Source organism: Streptomyces sp. NPDC030222, from assembly GCF_055573115.1.
Map to the genome: position 1 here is coordinate 410,535 of NZ_JBVICA010000003.1, position 17,419 is coordinate 427,953.

General features: G+C 72.7%; 14 protein-coding genes and 1 pseudogene. 7 read left to right on the top strand and 8 right to left on the bottom strand.

Annotation, left to right across the window (positions count from 1 at the left end):
• Positions 1-17: 17 nt before the first annotated feature.
• The 7 genes and pseudogenes from ACZ4Z5_RS06645 to ACZ4Z5_RS06675 all read left to right on the top strand — a co-directional run bounded on the left by ACZ4Z5_RS06645 (position 18) and on the right by ACZ4Z5_RS06675 (position 7,049).
• A complete protein-coding gene (locus ACZ4Z5_RS06645) occupies positions 18-485 on the top strand; it encodes a hypothetical protein (protein ID WP_468257557.1) in 468 nt (155 codons plus the stop codon).
• On the top strand, positions 482-1,030 hold the full coding sequence (locus tag ACZ4Z5_RS06650; RefSeq protein ID WP_468257560.1) for an NIPSNAP family protein: 549 nt from the start codon (positions 482-484) through the stop codon (positions 1,028-1,030). The genes ACZ4Z5_RS06645 and ACZ4Z5_RS06650 overlap by 4 nt, the downstream gene beginning before the upstream one ends.
• A gap of 53 nt (positions 1,031-1,083) precedes the next feature.
• Positions 1,084-1,233 (top strand): annotated as a pseudogene (locus tag ACZ4Z5_RS06655) (transposase); the annotation flags it as partial.
• A gap of 58 nt (positions 1,234-1,291) precedes the next feature.
• A complete protein-coding gene (locus ACZ4Z5_RS06660) occupies positions 1,292-1,510 on the top strand; it encodes an SbtR family transcriptional regulator (RefSeq protein ID WP_468257563.1) in 219 nt (72 codons plus the stop codon).
• A gap of 112 nt (positions 1,511-1,622) precedes the next feature.
• Entirely contained in the window at positions 1,623-3,461 is a 1,839-nt protein-coding gene (gene asnB / locus ACZ4Z5_RS06665; RefSeq protein ID WP_468257565.1) for an asparagine synthase (glutamine-hydrolyzing), read from the top strand.
• Positions 3,461-4,978, top strand: coding sequence for an AMP-binding protein (locus tag ACZ4Z5_RS06670; RefSeq protein ID WP_468257568.1), 1,518 nt, complete (start codon positions 3,461-3,463; stop codon positions 4,976-4,978). The genes asnB and ACZ4Z5_RS06670 overlap by 1 nt, the downstream gene beginning before the upstream one ends.
• Entirely contained in the window at positions 4,971-7,049 is a 2,079-nt protein-coding gene (locus ACZ4Z5_RS06675) for a condensation domain-containing protein (RefSeq protein WP_468257569.1), read from the top strand. The genes ACZ4Z5_RS06670 and ACZ4Z5_RS06675 overlap by 8 nt, the downstream gene beginning before the upstream one ends.
• Before the next feature lie 18 nt (positions 7,050-7,067).
• Here the strand turns inward: ACZ4Z5_RS06675 and ACZ4Z5_RS06680 are convergent, their stop codons facing one another.
• The 8 genes from ACZ4Z5_RS06680 to ACZ4Z5_RS06715 all read right to left on the bottom strand — a co-directional run bounded on the left by ACZ4Z5_RS06680 (position 7,068) and on the right by ACZ4Z5_RS06715 (position 17,415).
• Entirely contained in the window at positions 7,068-7,538 is a 471-nt protein-coding gene (locus ACZ4Z5_RS06680) for a pyrophosphohydrolase domain-containing protein (RefSeq protein ID WP_468257571.1), read from the bottom strand.
• A gap of 58 nt (positions 7,539-7,596) precedes the next feature.
• Positions 7,597-8,523 carry a diiron oxygenase gene (locus ACZ4Z5_RS06685; protein ID WP_468257573.1) on the bottom strand — a complete coding sequence of 309 codons (927 nt, stop codon included), beginning with the start codon at positions 8,521-8,523 and terminating at the stop codon, positions 7,597-7,599.
• Complete coding sequence (locus tag ACZ4Z5_RS06690; protein ID WP_468257576.1) at positions 8,520-11,351, bottom strand: condensation domain-containing protein; 2,832 nt, start codon at positions 11,349-11,351, stop codon at positions 8,520-8,522. Before ACZ4Z5_RS06690 ends, ACZ4Z5_RS06685 begins: the two co-directional genes overlap by 4 nt.
• A 166-nt stretch (positions 11,352-11,517) precedes the next feature.
• Positions 11,518-12,786 carry an MFS transporter gene (locus tag ACZ4Z5_RS06695; RefSeq protein WP_468257579.1) on the bottom strand — a complete coding sequence of 423 codons (1,269 nt, stop codon included), beginning with the start codon at positions 12,784-12,786 and terminating at the stop codon, positions 11,518-11,520.
• Positions 12,770-13,018, bottom strand: a complete 249-nt coding sequence (locus tag ACZ4Z5_RS06700) for an acyl carrier protein (protein WP_468257582.1) — start codon at positions 13,016-13,018, stop codon at positions 12,770-12,772. Before ACZ4Z5_RS06700 ends, ACZ4Z5_RS06695 begins: the two co-directional genes overlap by 17 nt.
• Positions 13,011-14,546 carry an amino acid adenylation domain-containing protein gene (locus tag ACZ4Z5_RS06705; protein WP_468257584.1) on the bottom strand — a complete coding sequence of 512 codons (1,536 nt, stop codon included), beginning with the start codon at positions 14,544-14,546 and terminating at the stop codon, positions 13,011-13,013. The genes ACZ4Z5_RS06700 and ACZ4Z5_RS06705 overlap by 8 nt, the downstream gene beginning before the upstream one ends.
• Positions 14,543-15,934 carry a crotonyl-CoA carboxylase/reductase gene (gene ccrA, locus ACZ4Z5_RS06710; RefSeq protein WP_468257587.1) on the bottom strand — a complete coding sequence of 464 codons (1,392 nt, stop codon included), beginning with the start codon at positions 15,932-15,934 and terminating at the stop codon, positions 14,543-14,545. The genes ACZ4Z5_RS06705 and ccrA overlap by 4 nt, the downstream gene beginning before the upstream one ends.
• Before the next feature lie 32 nt (positions 15,935-15,966).
• Positions 15,967-17,415, bottom strand: coding sequence for a methylmalonyl-CoA mutase family protein (locus tag ACZ4Z5_RS06715; protein WP_468257591.1), 1,449 nt, complete (start codon positions 17,413-17,415; stop codon positions 15,967-15,969).
• Positions 17,416-17,419 lie beyond the last annotated feature (4 nt).

Here is a 17,419-nt window from a genome sequence, read left to right on the forward strand (position 1 = left end):
TCCCTAACCTGTGGCGCATGGACGACTTCGACTTCCTGCACGGCTCCCGGGACGTGGCCAACCGCGGTCCCCTCTCGCCGTTCGGCTCGGGCCCCGGCGCCTGGGCGGAGTTCCCCGGTCACGCGGTGGTCCGGCCGCTGTTCGGCGGGGCCGGCAACATCGACGAGATCACCTTCCCCACCCTCGGCCGCCAGGGCGTGACCCTGCGCCTGTTCGGCCGGGAGACGGAACGCTGGTCGATCCACTGGTCCGACAGCCGGACGGGCCGGCTGGATCCTCCGGTGACCGGCGGCTTCACGGGCGACCGCGGTGACTTCCACAGCGAGGACACCTACGGCGGCCGCCCGATCCGGGTGCACTTCACCTGGTGCCGCCCCGGCCCGGACACCGCCCGCTGGGAGCAGGAGTTCTCCGCCGACGGCGGCCGCACCTGGGAGCTCGACTGGACCATGGACCTCACCCGCGCCGGGCGGGCCGGCGCATGAGGATCGTCGAACTCCGGCAGTACACCCTGCATCCGGGAGGCCGGGAGACGCTGATCGAGCTGTTCGAGCGCGAGTTCGTGACCGGTCAGCAGGCGGTCGGTATCACCGTCGGCGGCCGTTTCCGGGACTTGGACGACCCGAACCGCTTCGTCTGGCTGCGCGACTTCCCCGATATGGCACACCGCCGGCGCGCGCTGGAGGCGTTCTACACTGGTCCGGTCTGGCGGAAGCACCGCGACGCGGCCAACGCCACCATGGTCGACAGTGATGACGTCCTGCTGCTGCGTGGCCCGGGCTTCGCAGCGGAGCCGGGCACCCGCGAGGTCGTCGCGACGATCTGCCGGCCGTCCGGGGCGGCCGCCTTCGACGCGTACGCCGCCCGGCACCTGGACCCGGGCCATGCGCTGCACCGCACCGAACACGCCGAGAACGACTACCCGCTCCTGCCCGTCCGCACCGGGGAGGACGTCCGGGTCTGGTTCGGGCCGGCCATGCCACCCCCCTGGCCGATCCGGCGGCTGCGGCTGGAACCCGTGACCACTTAGGGCGTGTCCGGGCGATCAGGTGACCACCTTGCGCCTGTGTCGTTGATGTGCACATGCGGCGGGGTGACCTGCCTGATGCCGGTCGGGAACGGCGACGGCCGTTCCCGCCGGTCGGTAACAGGCGTTCGGGTCGGTGGCGGGATCAACGGCAGGTGATCGACGGGATTCTGTACCGGGTGCGGACCGGGGTGCAGTGGCGTGACCTGCCCGAACGGTCATACGCAGGGCCGCCGCCGTCGCCACCGACTCACCCTTCACCGAGTGGGGCAAGGCCTTCTTGCCCAGCTGCTGTCCGAAGTGCAGCGGGCCGGGACGGTCCGCCCGGAGCTGCGCCTGCCCGAGCTGATCGCCCTGCTGACCGGTACCGGCGCGACGATGGCACAGCCCAGGGCGGACCCGGCAGCCCATGAAGGGATCGCCCGGCCCGCGGAGACCACTTGGTGTCGCGACGGCGTGGCAGCTAACTGCCATCAGGGGTGACGAACGGAGCCGGCACACGTGATCCTCGGGTCTGATTGCTCTGTCCCGAACAACCACCGGACCTGAAGCCTGAAACCTTGCAGGTCGGCACCATGCTGGGGGTCTTCGTTCAATGTGCGGCATAGTCGGCCTCGTCTCCTTCACCCACGACCTGTCCCGGCGGCCCGATCTGGCCGAGGCGATGCGCGGGGCGCTTCCGCTGCGCGGACCGGACGAGGTGAGCGAGTGGTCGTCCCCGAGGACCCTGTTCGTTCCCCGCAGGCTCGCCGTGGTCGACCTGGAGGGCGGGCACCAGCCCGCGATCGCCACGGACTCCGCGGGACGCGAGACGGTCGTGCTGAGCTACACCGGTGAGGTCTTCAACTTCGGCGAACTGCGTGAGGAGTTGAGCCGGCGCGGGCACCGCTTCCGGGACCGCAGCGACACCGAGGTGGTGCTCCGCGCCTACCAGGAATGGGGCCCCGCCTGCGCCGAGCGTCTGCGCGGCATGTTCGCCTTCGCGGTGTGGGACGTCGAGCTGGAGGAACTCGTCCTGGTCCGCGACCGGTTCGGCATCTACCCGCTGTTCTACGCGGAGACCCCCGAGGGCTTCGCCTTCGGCTCCGAGCCGAAGGCGCTGTTCACCACGGGACTGGTCGAACCGGTCGTGGACCGGGCCGGACTGCTGGAGGCGCTGTCCTTCACACCGACGCCCGGCCTGTCCGTCTTCAAGCACACCCGGGAGGTCATCCCGGGCGAGGTGGTGCGCTACTCGCGTACCGGCGTCAGCCGGTACCGCTACTGGACGTTCACCGCCCGCCCGCACACCGACGACCTCGCCACCACCGAGCGCACCGTGCGCGAGATGCTGGAGGACATCGTCCGGCGCCAGGTGACCGCCGACGTGCCGATCTCCTCCATGCTCTCCGGCGGTCTGGACTCCAGCGCGGTCTGCGCCCTGGTCAGCCGGGCCCTGGGCGACGGCGAGACCCTGCGGACCTTCTCCATGGAGTTCGCCTACCACCTGGAGCACTTCCGCCCGGACGAGGTGCACGACTCGCCGGACGCCCCGTACGTCGCCAAGATGGCCGCGCACCTGGGCAGCGACCACCGCGAACTGCTCGTCGACCGGCACCACCTGGCCGACCCGGAGGGCCAGTCGGCCGTGGTCCGCGCCATGGACCGGCCGGCCGCCGGACTCGACATGTACGTGTCGCTGTACCGGCTCTCCCAGGAGGTTCGCCGCTTCTGCACGGTCACCCTCACCGGAGACGGCTCCGACGAACTGTTCGGTGGCTACATGTGGTTCCACGACCCGTTCTACGTGAAGTCCCGGACCTTCCCGTGGCTCGGCGCCTCGCACCAGATGGAGTTCCTGTCCGGCCTGCTGGACCGCTCGCTGTACGCCGAACTCGACTTCCCCGGCCACGTCCGCGAGCGCTACGAGGAGGCGCTCGCCGAAGTGCCGCTGACCGGGGAGGAGTCGGCGCAGGAGCGGCGGATGCGGGAGATCACCTACCTCAACATGACGCGCTACCTCCGGGTCATCCTCGACCGCAAGGACCGCCTCGGCATGGCCGCCTCCATCGAGGGCCGGGTGCCCTTCTGCGACCACGAACTGGCCGAGTACGTCTACAGCGTGCCCTGGGAGATGAAGGTCGCCGACGGCCGCGAGAAGAGCCTGCTGCGCGCCGCGGTCCGCGACCTGCTGCCCCAGCCGGTGCTGGAGCGGAAGAAGTCGCCGTACCCGACCGTGCAGGACCCCGCCTACCGCACGGTGCTGCGCGAGCAGTTGAGGGCGATCACCGAGGACCGCGGGGCACGGGTGAACGAGCTGCTCGACCCGGCCCGTGTCACCTCGGTGCTCACCGACCCGACCTACGGCCTGCGGGCGGGCGTGACGCGCATGAGCGTCGAGGCGGCGGTGCAGATGCACCACTGGTTCGAGTCCGGTGTGAGGGTCGAGCTCTGATGCCGCTCACGGACACGCTGGTCGCCGCCTGCACCGCCCATGCCGGCCGGACCGCGGTGGTCGACGACGGCACGGAGTACGGCTACGAGCAGCTCGCGGAGGCCTCGGCCCGGATCGCGGTACGGCTGGCCGGTCACGGCGCGGCGCCCGGGGAACCGGTCGGGCTGCTGGCACGGCGCGGCTGGTGGAGGTGCGCCGCCGTCCTCGGCGTCTGGCGCGCCGGGGCCGCCGTCGTCGCTCTGGATCCCGCGCTGCCCGTACAGCGGCTGGCGCGGATCGCCGAGACGGCCGGCGTCCGTCTGGTGCTGCGGGACGCCACCGTGCCGCCGGTCGGCCTCGCAGCGGACACCGGGCGGACCGAGGCCACCGTCCAGGACCTGTGCGCCGCGGGAGTCCCCGGTCCGCCGCCGGACCTCACCGGGCCCGTCGCCTATGTCGTCGCCACCTCGGGGTCGACGGGCACGCCGAAGTGTGTGGCGGTGCCGCCCGTCGTCCTGGAGAACCTCGCCGCCTGGCACCTCGGAACCTGGGAGCGGCCCGAGGTCCCCCGTACCGCGCACACGGCGTCCGTCGGGTTCGACGTCGGATTCCAGGAACTGGTGACGGCCTGGACGGCCGGCGCCGCGCTGGTCGTCGTCGACGACGAGGCGCGCCGCGACCCGTTCCTGCTCGCGGCCCGGCTGGACGAGCACGCCGTGGTACGGGCGTTCCTGCCGGTGGCTTCGCTGCACGCGCTCGCCGTGGCCGTGCCGGTGACCGGGCATCGCCTGGCGGCACTGCGGGAGATCGTGGTCGCCGGTGAGCGGCTGGTGGTCAACCAGGAGGTGCGGACGCTGTTCACCGGCCGTGACGCCACCCTGGTCAACCAATACGGGCCGAGTGAGACGCATGTGGTGACGGAGTACCGGCTGCCGCCCGACCCGGAGGGGTGGCCCGTACATCCACCGCTCGGCGGCTCCGCCGCCGGCGCGCAGCTGCTGCGCATCGACGGCGGCGTCCTGGCGCCCTTCGCCGAGGGCGTGGAGGCGGAACTGGTGGCGGCCGGCCCCTGCCTGGCCCTCGGGTATCTGGGCGACGAGCAGCTGACCGCGGACCGGTTCCGTGAGCTGCCGGACGCCGCGGGAGGCATCCGGCGCGGGTACCTCACCGGTGACCTGGTCCGGCTGGAAGGCGGCCTGCTGCACTTCACCGGACGGATCGACGACCAGCTCAAGGTGCGCGGCTACCGAGTGGAACCGGGCGAGATCGAGGCGGTGCTCGGCCGCGTGCCCGGAGTGCGCCGGGCCGCGGTCGTCGGCCACGGGAAGGACCGGACCCTGGCGCTGCACGCCTATGTGGTGCCCGACCCCGAGGCGGCCCGCCCGGCCGACGCGCCGGTGCTGCGCGCTGCCTGCGCCGCCGCGCTGCCCGACTACATGGTGCCCGCGCGGTTCATCAGCGTCCCGGAACTGCCGCTCACGGCCAACGGCAAAGTGGCGCGGCGCGACCTGCGGGAGGCAGGAGCGGCACATGGCTGAGACGACACCGCCGGCCCCGCCCGCGCCGGCGCACGCCCAGGCCCTGGTCCGGCTGTCCCCGGCCCAGGAGTCCATGTGGCTGGAACAGCAGCTGCACCCCTCGGCCATCAACGGCGGCTTCCTGTCGGTGCTCGTCCGAGGCGACGTGACCGCCGCCCAGGTGCGGGCCGCTTGCCTGCTGGTGTGCGAGGACAACCCGCAGCTGCGCGGCCTGGTCACCGGCGGCTTTGAGGCGCTGATGGCGATCCATCCGGCGTCCGCGGTGCTCCAGTTCGAGGAGGTGCCGCTGACCGCGGCAGCCGGAGGCGAGCTCGCGACGGCCCGCCGCTGGTACCGGGAGAACCGCGTCGGGCCCTGGGACCTGACCACCCGTTCGCCCATCACCTTCTCCCTGCTGCACCACGGGCCGCGGCGGAGCACGCTCGTCGTCGGCGTGCACCACATCGCTTTCGACGGACGGTCCAAGTTCGTCTTCGCGCGCCGGTTCCTGCGCGCCCTCGACTCCCTGCGCACACCCGGCGCGGAGCCGTACCCCGTACGGCAGGACATGCCAGAGCACCCGGAGATCGACCAGGAACTGGAGGAGGTGCTGCGGTACTGGCTGGAGGCGGACCTGCGGGCCCTCCCCGGCCTGGTGCTGCCCAGGGGCGACCGCACCGAGTCCGGTGGGGAGGTGCGGCCGACGCCGCGCTTCGACCTGCCGCCCGAGCACTGCGCTCGGCTCAGGGCGCTCACCAAGGCGGCCGGGGTCAGCTTCTTCACCGGTCTGGTGGCCTGCCTCGCAGCCGTGCTGCACGAGTACGGCAACACCCGTTTCGTCGTCGGCGTCCCGGTGGACACCAGCGTCCCCGCCACCCGGGACCGGATCGGCCTCCAGGTCAATGTCGTGCCGTGCCTGATCGAGATCCCCCCGGACGCGGACTTCCGCGCCCTGCTGGCGGTCGGCGGCCGGGCACTCCAGCTGGTGCACCGCCACCGCCGGGTCCCGTTCGGCTGGGTGCTGCGGGAGCTGCGCCGCCGCCACGGAGTCGACGTCAGCCAGGGCGCGTTCGACCGGATCGGGGTGTCCTATCCGACCGTGGTCCGTGACCTGGGGGAGGTACCGGGCCTGGAGTTCGACTGGGACTTCTTCGCACCCAACTCCACCCGCTCCTTCGACCTGATCCTCCAGCTGCGGCGGGAGGACGACACGGCGTACGGGCGGCTGGACTTCACCGCCGCAGTGATCGACCCGGCGGGCGCGGCCCGGCTGACCGCGGACTTCGCCAGGCTGCTCGGGGAGCTCACCGACCGGCCCGGCACCCCTCTGCGGGCGTTCGCGCACGGGTACGTACACCACACCGGTCCCGGTCCTTCGGGCGGCGAAGGGACGCCGGCGGGTTCCTTCGGCGCGCTCGCGGCCGCCGCGGCACGGCAGGATCTCACGGTCCCGGTGCGCTGCCCCTTCGAGCAGTTCCTGCCCACCCCGGCGGTGGCCGCCTACTCCCGCGCGGGCGGACGTGTCCTCCTGGACGTCGTGGACCCGGCCCTCGGCTCCCTCGGCAGCTGCGCCTGGGACGCGGACGACCCGTACGGGGTCTGGCTCACCGACCCGGAACCCGGCCTGCGTCTGAAGGTCGCGGACCCGGCCGGGCGGGCCCTGCCGCGCGGCGTCCCCGGTCTGCTCGGACCGGCCGACGACCCACGCCCCGGAACCTTCCGGGCGTGGATCGACACCGCCGGCCGGATCCGGCTGCTCGGTACGGCCGAGCAGGTCCAGGACTGGGTCGGCCGGCACCTCGACCGAGGCGAGGCCGAGACCGCTGTCGCGGCCCTGCCCGGTGTCCACGAGACAGCCGTCCTGGTGGAACCGGGGGACGGGGACGGCATCCCGGCACGGGGTCCCCGGATCCATGCGGTGGTCGTGCCGGAGGCCGGTGCGGAGGGCGACCCGCGGGGATGGCGGCGTGCCGTCCGCCGCGTCTGGCCGTCCGGGTGGCCACAGCCCGCCGTACACCTGCTCGACCGTCTGCCCCGCACCCCTTCGGGCACGGTGGACGGCGCCGCGCTCGTCACCGCGCTGCGGGACTGACTCCCGGCCCCGCGCCGCTCAGCCCTGGTCGGCGGCCCGGCGCCTGCGCTGCCCGTGCAGTACCGCGGCGACGTCCGGCGGGCTGTAGGAATCCCCCTTCAGCACCTTGCCGTCGGCGCGGAGCACGGGCCGGCCGTCCGGCCCGAGTTTGCTCATGTTGGCGCGATGGACCTCCGCGATCACCGCGTCGAGGTCGATGCCGTAGACCGCCGCGGTGCCGTAGGCGATGTACACCACGTCGGCCAGTTCCTGGGCGATGTGCTCCAGCCTGCCCTCCTCGGCGGCCTCGGCGAGTTCGGCGACCTCCTCGTGCAGCAAGTCCTGGCGGTGCCGGGCCAGTTCAGCCGAAGGCTCGGTCGGCACGGAACGGCAGTCGAGTCCGAACGCGCGATGGAAGGCGCGTACCCTCCCGGCCGGCGAGGCTGCGGAGGACTCGGTGGGAGACGCTACGGACGACTCGTTCGGCGAACCGGTCGGGGCGTGATGCATCGGCCGATCCTATCGGCCGCAGGCCGCCACCGTGCCCGGCCGGGCCTGCCGCCGTCACTCACTCGCCCAGGCCCAGCAGATGCAGCTGCTCGACGGCCTCGGGGAAGTCGAAGGCACCGACCGACTCGCACATGCCCAGCGTGTGCCTGCCGGCGTCCCGCACCCCCGCGACCAGCATTTCCTCGTGGTAACAGTCACGGATCACCTCCTCCGCGAGCCCGGCGCCGACACCGGCCGAGCGCAGCGCGGCGCGCACCGGTCCGAGGTCGGGGCGCAGGCAGTCGTCGACGAAGTGCGGCATGCTGCACGCCACCTTGACCCGCAGCGACGGGGACAGCCCGGCCCACAGTTCCTTGAAGAACCGCGTGAAGTACGCGTGGTGGTGCACCTCGTCACGGACGTGGTCGCCCACCACCTGCCGCACCACGCGGAACACCGTCTCGTCGCGCGGTATCCGGGACAGGAAGCGCGTCACCACCGTTTCGAACGCGATGACCTGGAGCAGATGGGCCAGCGAGCCGTGCTCCGGCAGGAACCGGTGGGCGGTCCGGTCCAGCCGGGCCATCCGCGGGCCGAAGTCGTACGGCAGCACCGGTACGGCGGTGGCCTTCTCGACCTGCTGCACCACGTCCAGGCTGAACAGCGCGTGGTACGCCTCGTCGTTGTAGATCTTGAAGGCGTCCAGACGGGCGTCCGGTCCCACCTCGATGTCGACCTCGCCGTGCGCGACCAGTGCCGCCCCCCGGTTGACCACCTTGGTCTCCAGATGCGAGGTGAACAGCATGTACTGGTAGAAGTGGTGGGTGAGCAGCGCCTTGCGCCCGAGCGAGCCGAGGTCCGCCAGTGCCTCGTGGTGCAGATGCGGCACCAGATGCTCCGGGAAGACCTGCAGTCCGCATTCCCGGTCCTCCTCCAGCATCCGGCGCGGACCGCTGCGGATGCCCGCGGTCTCGTACCAGTCCCTGGCGGCCTGAGGCTGCGTCATGACGGACCGATCCGCTCCGTGAACGCCGTCGCGAGCTGCTCGACGGCCGGGGAGGCGAGCACCTCGGTGTGCGTGCCGGGGACGCTGCGCGTGTCGAGTTCGCCGTACAGGCCCTCCCAGCTCGCTGCCAGCGCCTCGGGGTATCCGGGTGGATTGTCGGCGCACAGGAACAGCTGGACCGGGGCCGGCGACTTCACCGGGCGGCCTTCGGCGACCAGTTCGAGCAGTCGGCCCCAGTCCTCCAGCATCCGTGCCGCCTGTTCGGCGGGCGTCTCCCGCAGCGCGGCGGGATCCACGCCGAAGCGTCGCATCAACAGCTCCTGCTCGGCGGTGGCTCCGAGCACCCCGGTGCCGTCACGCCGGACCGCCCCGGCGAGTGCGTACAGCTCGGTGCCGGTCGCGGACATCCGCTCGGCGTCCGCGGCCGAGCGCGGGGCGAGCGAGTCCACCATGGCGACCAGCACGACCTCATGGCCGAGCTCGGTGAGGGCGGCCGCGACCGAGTGCGCCAGTACGCCGCCGAGAGACCAGCCGAGCAGTGCGATGCGCCGGCCGGGCAGCGCTTCGGCCAGCGTGGCGGCGTAACGTTTCACCAGGTCCTCGCAGGAGGTGTCCTCAGGATGCGCGCCCGCGACCCGCTCCAGGCCGACGACCTCGGGCCCGGCGGGCAGCAGACCGAGGAGCTCCCCATAGCACATAAGGGTGCCCCCGACGGGGTGGATCAGGGCCACCGCGAGGTCACCGGTCCCGCCCTCGGCCGCTCGCAGCCGGACCAGCCCTCCGGGCTCCGCGGCGGACCCCTCGCTGAGTGCCCGGGCCAGCGCGGCCACCGTCGGATTGTTCATGAACACGCCGACACCCAGCGGCCGTCCGAGCTCCTCGGCCACCCGCGCGACCAGCCGCACGGCCAGCAGCGAGTGGCCGCCGAAGTCGAAGAAGTTGTCGAACCGGCCGAGGCCCGGCACCCCCAGCAGCTCCTCGAAGAGATCCGCCAGCTTCCGTTCGGCCGTGCCCTGCGGCTCCTCCTCCGCGGGCCCGGCCGGGCGGTCCTCCGGCCCCGGGTCCTCGGCGACCAGGACGGCCAGCGCGTCCGGGTCGGGGCGGCCGTCCGCACCGGCCGGGATCCCCGTGCGGACGGCGATCCGCCGGGGGAGCAGATGTGCCGGGACCCGGGTCTGCAGATACACCGACAACTCGCGCGCACTGGGCGGTTCGGCGTCCGGACGGGGGACGACGCAGCCGACGGTCTCCTCGCCGTCGCCCGTCGCGCAGCGCACCACGGCCGCCGCGAGTACGGCAGGATGGGCGGCCAGAGCCGCCTCGGCGGGGTCGCGCCACAGCTCGAAGCGGCCGTCCGGGGCGAAACGTCCCCGCTCCCCGGTGGGGGTGACGGACCCGGTGGCCGGGTCGCCGGTGTGCACCGCGCCGTGGAAACCGAGCGGCAGCGGACGCCCCCGCGCGTCCAGGACGTACCGGCCGGCCCGCGCACCGAGGGCCAGTACGTGGTCGAGTTCTTCGGACCCCATCAGCTCCACCTCGCCCACCGGTGTGTCCGGGTCGGCCAGCAGCCCGTCGAGGAGTCGCAGGAAGACCGCGACCAGACGCTCCACTGTCGGCTTGGCGAAGCGCTGCGCGCTGTAGGCGAAGTCGCCCTTGAGGACGCCGTATTCGTGGAGGAGCGTGAGAGTGAGGTCGAAGTGGGAGGTCGGCCACGGAAACGGCAGCGGCGCCACCTCCAGGCCCGGAAGGGTCCAGTCCTGTTCCACCTTGCGGCGGTTGAAGACCAGCGCCACCTGGAACAGCGGATTGCGGGTGGACTCCCGGGCCGGGCGCACCGCGTCCACCACCGACTCGAAGGGGGTGTCCTGGCGCTGCAGGCTCTCCAGGACGGTCCGCCGTGCCTCCTTGAGCAGCACCGCGAAGGTCAGCTCCGGCTCGACCGCACTGCGCAGCACGACCGTGTTCTGGAAGAACCCCACGGTGTCGGCGTGACGCGGGTCGGTACGGCCGCTCATCGGGGTGCCGACGGCGATGTCGGCCGCGCCGGTCCACCGGTGCAGCAGCACCAGCAGCGCGGCGTGGAACACCATGAACTCGGAGACCCGGTGGCCGCGGCACACCTCCGCCAGGCGCGCGGAGACCTCCTCGGGCACGGTGAAGCCCACCCGGTCGCCGGTGAACAGCCCGTGCCCATCGGGGACGTGTTCCTCCGGCAGCGGCAGCGCGGGCATCCCGGCGAGCCGGTCCCGCCAGAACTCCAGGCCGGTCGGGTCGGGTTCGGCCAGCAGCCCGGAGCAGAAGTCCGCGTACCGGTGCTCGGGCCCGTCGGCAGGGAGGGCGGCCGGATCGCCGTAGAGCAGGTGCAGCTCCCCGGCCAGCGCGGTCGCCGCCACCTCGTCGATCACCAGATGGTGGAAGCACAGCGCCAGCGCGTGGTCGTCGGGGCCCGGCTCCACCACATCGACGCGCATCAGCGGGCCGCGCACGACGTCGAACGGCCGGGCCGCGCGCCGCACCGCCTCCGCCGCGGCCGTCTCCGGGTCCGCCCCGGGCAGCGGAGTCCACGTCACCTCGACGGGGACCGCCTGCTCCGCGGAGTGGATCAGCTGGAAGACCTGACCGTCGCGTTCCTCGACGGTCAGCCGGAGCGCCTGGTGGCGGGACTGCAGGACCCGTACGGCGCCGCGCAGGCGCTCCCGGTCCAGACCGCCGCGCACCCGCAGCACGATCGGCACGTTGTACACCGCGCTGTCCGGAGCCAGGCAGTGCAGGAAGTACACACCTCTCTGCTGCGGTGTCAGCGGCAGCACCACGGGTGCGGTCGTCACGGTGTCTCCATCGGTGTCCGGAAATGGTGGTGTCGGGGCGGGGGAGCGGCCCGAGGCGTACGCCGGGTCGGTCCGTGGTGGCCGGCCGGGTTGTGTCGGGTCGGTCCGTGGTGGCTGGTTCCGTCGCGCCGGGTCGGTCCGCAGCGGCTGGTTCGGTTACGCCGGGTCAGTCCGCAGCGGCCGGTTCCGTCGCGCCGGGCCGGTCGGCCGAGGGCTTGCCGGTGTCCTCGAAGCCGCGGACGCGCAGGGCCAGATAACAGGCTCCGGCGCCGATCAGCACGACCATGACGACGAGCAGCACCCGGTAGTCGACGGCGGCGATCAGCCAGGCGCTCGTCGCCACGGCCAGTACCTGGGGCGCGGTGGCGAGCATGCTCGCGGCGGCGGCGACCCGGCCCTGCAGGTGGGCGGGGGAGTGACGCTGCACGGACGTGTACAGGCCGACGACCGCACCGGGCGTGCCCAGTCCCATCACGAACACCCCCGCGAGGGCCGCGACCACGCCGGGAAGGACGAGCACCGCACAGCCCAGAGCCATCATGCTCAGCCCGAACACGGTGAGCAGCCCCTCCCGGTCCGGCCCCACCCGCTTGAGCACGCGGATGCCCGCCATTCCGCCGAGCACCGAGCCGATGCCCTTGGCGACCGTCAGGACGCCGACGAACGCGGCGCTGCGGTGCAGGCCCTCGTCGGCGACGGCGTAGATCACCGTCTCGATGAAGCCGAAGCCCAGCAGACCGCCGCCCATGGCGATGGAGACCGCCCGCAGCCGCGGGGTGCGCACCAGGTGCCGCATGCCCGCCAGCAGTTCCTGCGGGAGCTTTCCGTCGGGCGGCTGTGGGGCCGGCTCGTCCACCCTGACCAGGAGCACGCACAACGCGCAGACCAGGAAGGTGACCACTTCCAGCGCGGCCACCGCACGGGGCCCGATGGCGACGTACAGCGCCGAGCCGACCGCGGGGGCGACGAGCATGCCGCCTTCCTGCATGGTGCGCAGCAGCGCGTTCGTCCGCCCCAGCTCGTCGGGGTGCACCAGCTCGGTGAGCAGCGCGCTGCCCGCGGCGTTGTGCATGCCGACGCCCAGCCCGATGCCGAACAGCACCAGGTAGAGCAGCCACGCCTGCCCCGCGTCATGGACGAGGAAGGCCAGGCAGACCCAGCCGGCGAGGGCGAAGTTGAGCAGGGCGATCAGCGGGCGCCGCCGGAAGCGGTCGACGACCAGGCCGAGGAAGGGGGCTCCCAGGCGCGGCACCACATAGGCCGCGAAGGCCAGGCCGGCCATGCCGTTCGAGCCGGTCAGGTCCTTCATCCAGATGCCGAGAGCGATCCACAGGGCCGCGTCGCCGAACAGCGACACGCTGGTCCCCGCGATCCACAGCCGGACGTCCCGCTTCCCGGGCGTGCGCACGGGCGGCGCGTCAGTTTCGGTCTGCATGTGCCCTCTCCAGTTCCGCGGTCAGCTCCGTGACCGTGGGGTTGTCGAACACGGCCACCAGCGGGACCTCCACGCCGAGCCGTTCCTCCAGCAGCGTGACCAGCCGGGCCGCCACCACCGAATCCCCGCCGAGGTCGAAGAAGTCGTCGTCGGGACCGATGCCGTCGACACCGAGCACCTCGTGCCAGGCGGCGCCGACGGTACGCACCAGCTCCTGCGGCAGGTCAGACATAGTTCTCCTTGCGTCGCCAGTCGGGGGTCGGCAGCGCGTGCCGGTCGACCTTGCCGTTCGCGGTCACGGGCAGCGCGTCGACGGCGGCGAACACGGCCGGGACCATGTACTCGGGCAGTCGCTCGCGCAGGAAGGCGCGCAGCGCCCTGCGGTCCAGGGGTCCGGGGGTGGTCACCCAGGCCACCAGCTTGGGGTCGCCGAGCAGGTTGTCGCGGACCCCCACGGCGGCCTGGCCCACCTGGGGGTGCGTCGCCAGCAGGTTCTCGATCTCGCCCGGCTCGATCCGGTGGCCGCGCAGCTTGAACTGCCCGTCGATCCGCCCCAGGAACTCCGTCGCACCATCGGCTCGCCGCCGCGCCCGGTCGCCCGTGCGGTACCAGGTGCGGCCCGTGGTGTCGGTGACGAAGCGCTCCGCCGTCGCATCGGGCCGACGCCAGTAGCCGTGGGAGAGCCCCGCCCCGGCGACCCACAGTTCGCCCCCGGCGCCGTCCGGCACCGGAGCGCCGGACTCGTCGCGCACCTCCGCCAGCACGCCCTGGACCGGTACGCCGATGGGCACCGAGTGCGGGAACTCCTCGTCCGGCGCGATCCGGTGGCACAGCGAGAAGGTGGTGGCCTCGGTCGGCCCGTATCCGTTGACGATCTCCAGTTCCGGGACGGCCACCCGGAGCCTGCGGACGTGCTCCACCGACAGCACGTCACCGCCCGCCAGCACCACGCGCGGACCGCGCAACGACTCGGGTGCGAAGTCGATCTGACGGTGGAACAGCGCGGCGGTCAGCCACAGCACCGTGATCCCCCGGTCGCGCAGCAGGGCACCGAGCTCCGCCGGGCCGACCGGGCCGGCCGGCGCGAGCTCCAGGCGGGCGCCGCTGAGCAGGGCGCCCCAGATCTCGAAGGTCGCCGCGTCGAAGGCGGACGGCGCGAGCTGGAGCACCCGGTCCCCGGGGCCCAGTGTGACGTAGTTGGGCCGGGAAACCAGATTCAGCACCGCCCGGTGCGGGACCATCACGCCCTTGGGCCTGCCGGTGGAGCCGGACGTGTACATCAGACAGGCCGTGTCCTCGGGGCCGTCCGCGGCCGCGGGCCCGTGCGGGATCGGGGCGGCGGAAGCACCGTCCTCCGGTGCGCCCGTGGACGCACCGGTGCCTTCGCGGACCACCGGCACGCCGTGGCCGGCCGGCAGCGCGGATCCGGCCGCGTCGCACAGCGCGACCCGGACCTCCGCGTCGGCGAGGACTCCGGCCAGCCGTGCCGGGGCCTCTCCGAGGTCCACGGGCAGGTACGCCGCGCCGGCCTTCAGCACCGCGAGCAGACCCGCCACCAGTGCGGCGGACCGTTCCATGCACACCAGGACACGATCGCCGGGGCGGACGCCGGCCGTTGTCAGTTCTCGCGCCAAGTCATCGGAGCGGGCGTCGAGTTCGGCGTAGCCGAGCTGTCCGGCCGCAGTCGCGACGGCGACCGCGTCCGGGGACGCGGCGGCCTGCCGCCGGAACGCCTCGTGGATCGTCAGGGGCTCCGTCACCGGTCCGTCACCGCCCCGGAGCCGGCCTCAGGCGCCGGCCCGGTGCGCGGCGGCGCGGTGTGGTCGCGGAACAGCCGCAGCCGGTCCTCGCCGATCCGCTCCCGCGTGCCCGGGTCGTCCACGCCCAGGCCTTCGGCGGGAGCGAGGTTGAGCAGGCCCACCTTGCCCTCGTGCGCGTTGAGCTGCACCGAGCGGGTCGCCTCGGGCGCCTCGTCGAGCGTGTGGACCCGGGACAGGGCCGGCACCACCATGCCCAGGCGCATCAGGCGGTTCGCCTCCCACGCCTCGTCGATGTTGGCGCCGTGGCTGCCGATGACGCGCTTGAGCTTCATCCAGAGGTACCGGTTGTCGTACGCGTGCCGGTAGCCGCTGCTGGAACCGCAGGTGACCACTGTGCCGCCGCGCCGCACCACGTTCACCGAGGTCTCGAAGGTGGCCTTGCCGACGTGTTCGAATGCTACGTGCGGATCCTCGCCGAGTTCCTTGCGGATGACCGAGCCCAGCGCCTTCCATGCGGAGCCCGGGTCGTCGTCCCCGTGGCCGCCGAGGCCCACGCTGTTGCGGTCGACGACGAGGTGGCAGCCCAGCCGGTCCATGAGGTCGGCCTTCTCGGCGGAGCCGACGACGCCGACCGCGATACCGCCCGCCCGGCGGACGAGTTGCACCGCGTACGAGCCCAGTCCGCCGGCGGCTCCCCAGATGAGGACGATGTCGCCGGCCTTGATCCGGGCGCCGTTGTCGCCGATGAGCATGCGGTAGGAGGTGCCCAGGCACAGGGTGTTGCAGGCGGCCTCCTCCCAGGACAGGTGCGGGGGCTTGGACACCAGCTGGCTGGCGCGCACCACGGCGAAGTCGCCGAACGCACCGAAGTTGGTCTCGAACCCCCAGGCGAGCATGCCGGCGGTCAGCATGCCGTCGCGCTGGGAGACCGGGTCCTGCTCGTCGATGTACGGCGGGTTCACCACCACTCGGTCGCCGGGCGCCCAGTGCCGCACCGCGCTGCCGGCCCTGACCACCACACCGGCCGCGTCGGAACCGACGACCTGGTAGTCCCGGTCGTGGCGGGCCGCCCAGCGGTCCTGGCGCGCGAACTGCCGCAGGAAGCGGAAGGTGGAGATCGGTTCGTACATGGCGGACCAGACCGTGTTGTAGTTCACCGCGGAGGCCATCACCGCCACCAGCACCTCGTCCGGTGCCAGTTCGGGCATCGGCACCTCGCCGACGTGCAGGGTGCGGCGCACGTCCTTCCCGCCGCTGGACGGGGTGTCGTGGAACAGCCGCTCGTCCTCCCGCCGCAGGAACACCGCGCGGTAGGACTCCGGAACCTCGCAGGCCATCAGCTCGGCCGCGTCGGCGCCGTGCTGGACCGCCTCGATGAGACTCGCCATCAGTGGTTCTCCGGTTCGGGGTCGGGGGTGCGTCAGGAGGGGGGTGCGGCCGCGCCGTCGCCGGCCGGCCGCATGGCCGCGCAGAGCTGCCCGATGGTGGCCCGCGCCCGGGCCGCCTCGACGAGGGCGGGCAGCACATTGCGTCCCGCCAGGGCGTCGGCGCGCAGTCGGCCGAGCTCCGCCGTGCACGACGGGCGCTCGACGTCCCGCCGGCCCCCGGTCGTGGTGTGCCGTTCGGCAGCCAGCAGCTGCCGCTCGGACTCGGACGGAGCGGTGTCGCGGACGCCGACGGTCGGGCCGGGGTCCTGGAAGGCGAGTTCCTCGATCCGCCCCTCGAGCCAGCCGCTGCGGATGCAGGCCGCGATGCCGCCGCGGTCCTCGATCCGCTCCAGCCAGTCGTCGACCTCCTTGCCCAGTTCCTCGACCAGCCCCTCGACGACCTGGGAACCGCCGAGCGGGTCCGGGTACCGGGCGATGTCGGTCTCGTGGGCGAGGATCTGCTGCGTGCGCAGCGCGATCCGGGCACCCAGCGGGCCGGGTGTCTGCACCGCCTCGTCGAAACTGCACACGTGCAGGGACTGGGTGCCGCCCAGGACGGCTGCGATCGCCTGCACCGTGGCGCGCACGATGTTGTTCAGCGGTTCCTGGTAGGCCAGTGCCGATCCGAAGGTGTTGACCTGGGCACGCAACTTCATCGCGCGGGGCTCCGAGACGCCCCAGCGGTCGCGCATGCGCTCGGCGTAACGGCGGCGGGCGACCCGCAGTTTGGCGGCCTCCTTGAGCAGCTCCATATCGGTCCCGAAGATGAAGCTGAACCGGGAGGCCACCCGCTCCGCCGAGTGGCCGCGCTCGACCATCCCGCCCAGATAGGCATCCGCGCTCGCGAGCGCGCAGGCCACTTCCAGCGCGGCGTCGGCACCCGCTTCCCGGACGTGGCCGCCGGAGACGGAGATCGGGTTGACGCCCGGCAGGGCGCTCATGCAGTACTCGACCACGTCGAGGGCGTACCGGACGCTGGTGTCCAGGTCGTAGACGAAGGCCTTGCGGGCGAGGAACTCCTTCAGCATCTCGTTCTGCAGGGTGCCGCGCAGTAGCGCCGGGTCGACGCCGGACTCCTCGGCGACCACGATCCACATCGCCAGCAGCATGGGCGCGGTGGCGTTGATGGTCATGGAGACGGACACCTGGTCCAGGGGGATCCCGGCGAAGACGACCCCGAGGTCGTCGACCGTGGCGACGGAGACGCCCGTGCGTCCCACCTCGCCGTCCGCGGCCGGGTCGTCAGGGTCGAGACCCAGCTGGGTCGGCAGGTCGAAGGCCAGGGAGAGGCCCGTCTCGCCCATCTCCAGCAGGTACTTGAAGCGCTCGTTGGTGGACGCGGCACTTTGCAGTCCGGCAAGCTGCCGCATGGTCCACAGCCGTGTGGTGTATCCCCCGGGGTGAAGGCCGGCGTCGTAGGGGTACTCCCCAGGTACGCCCATGACG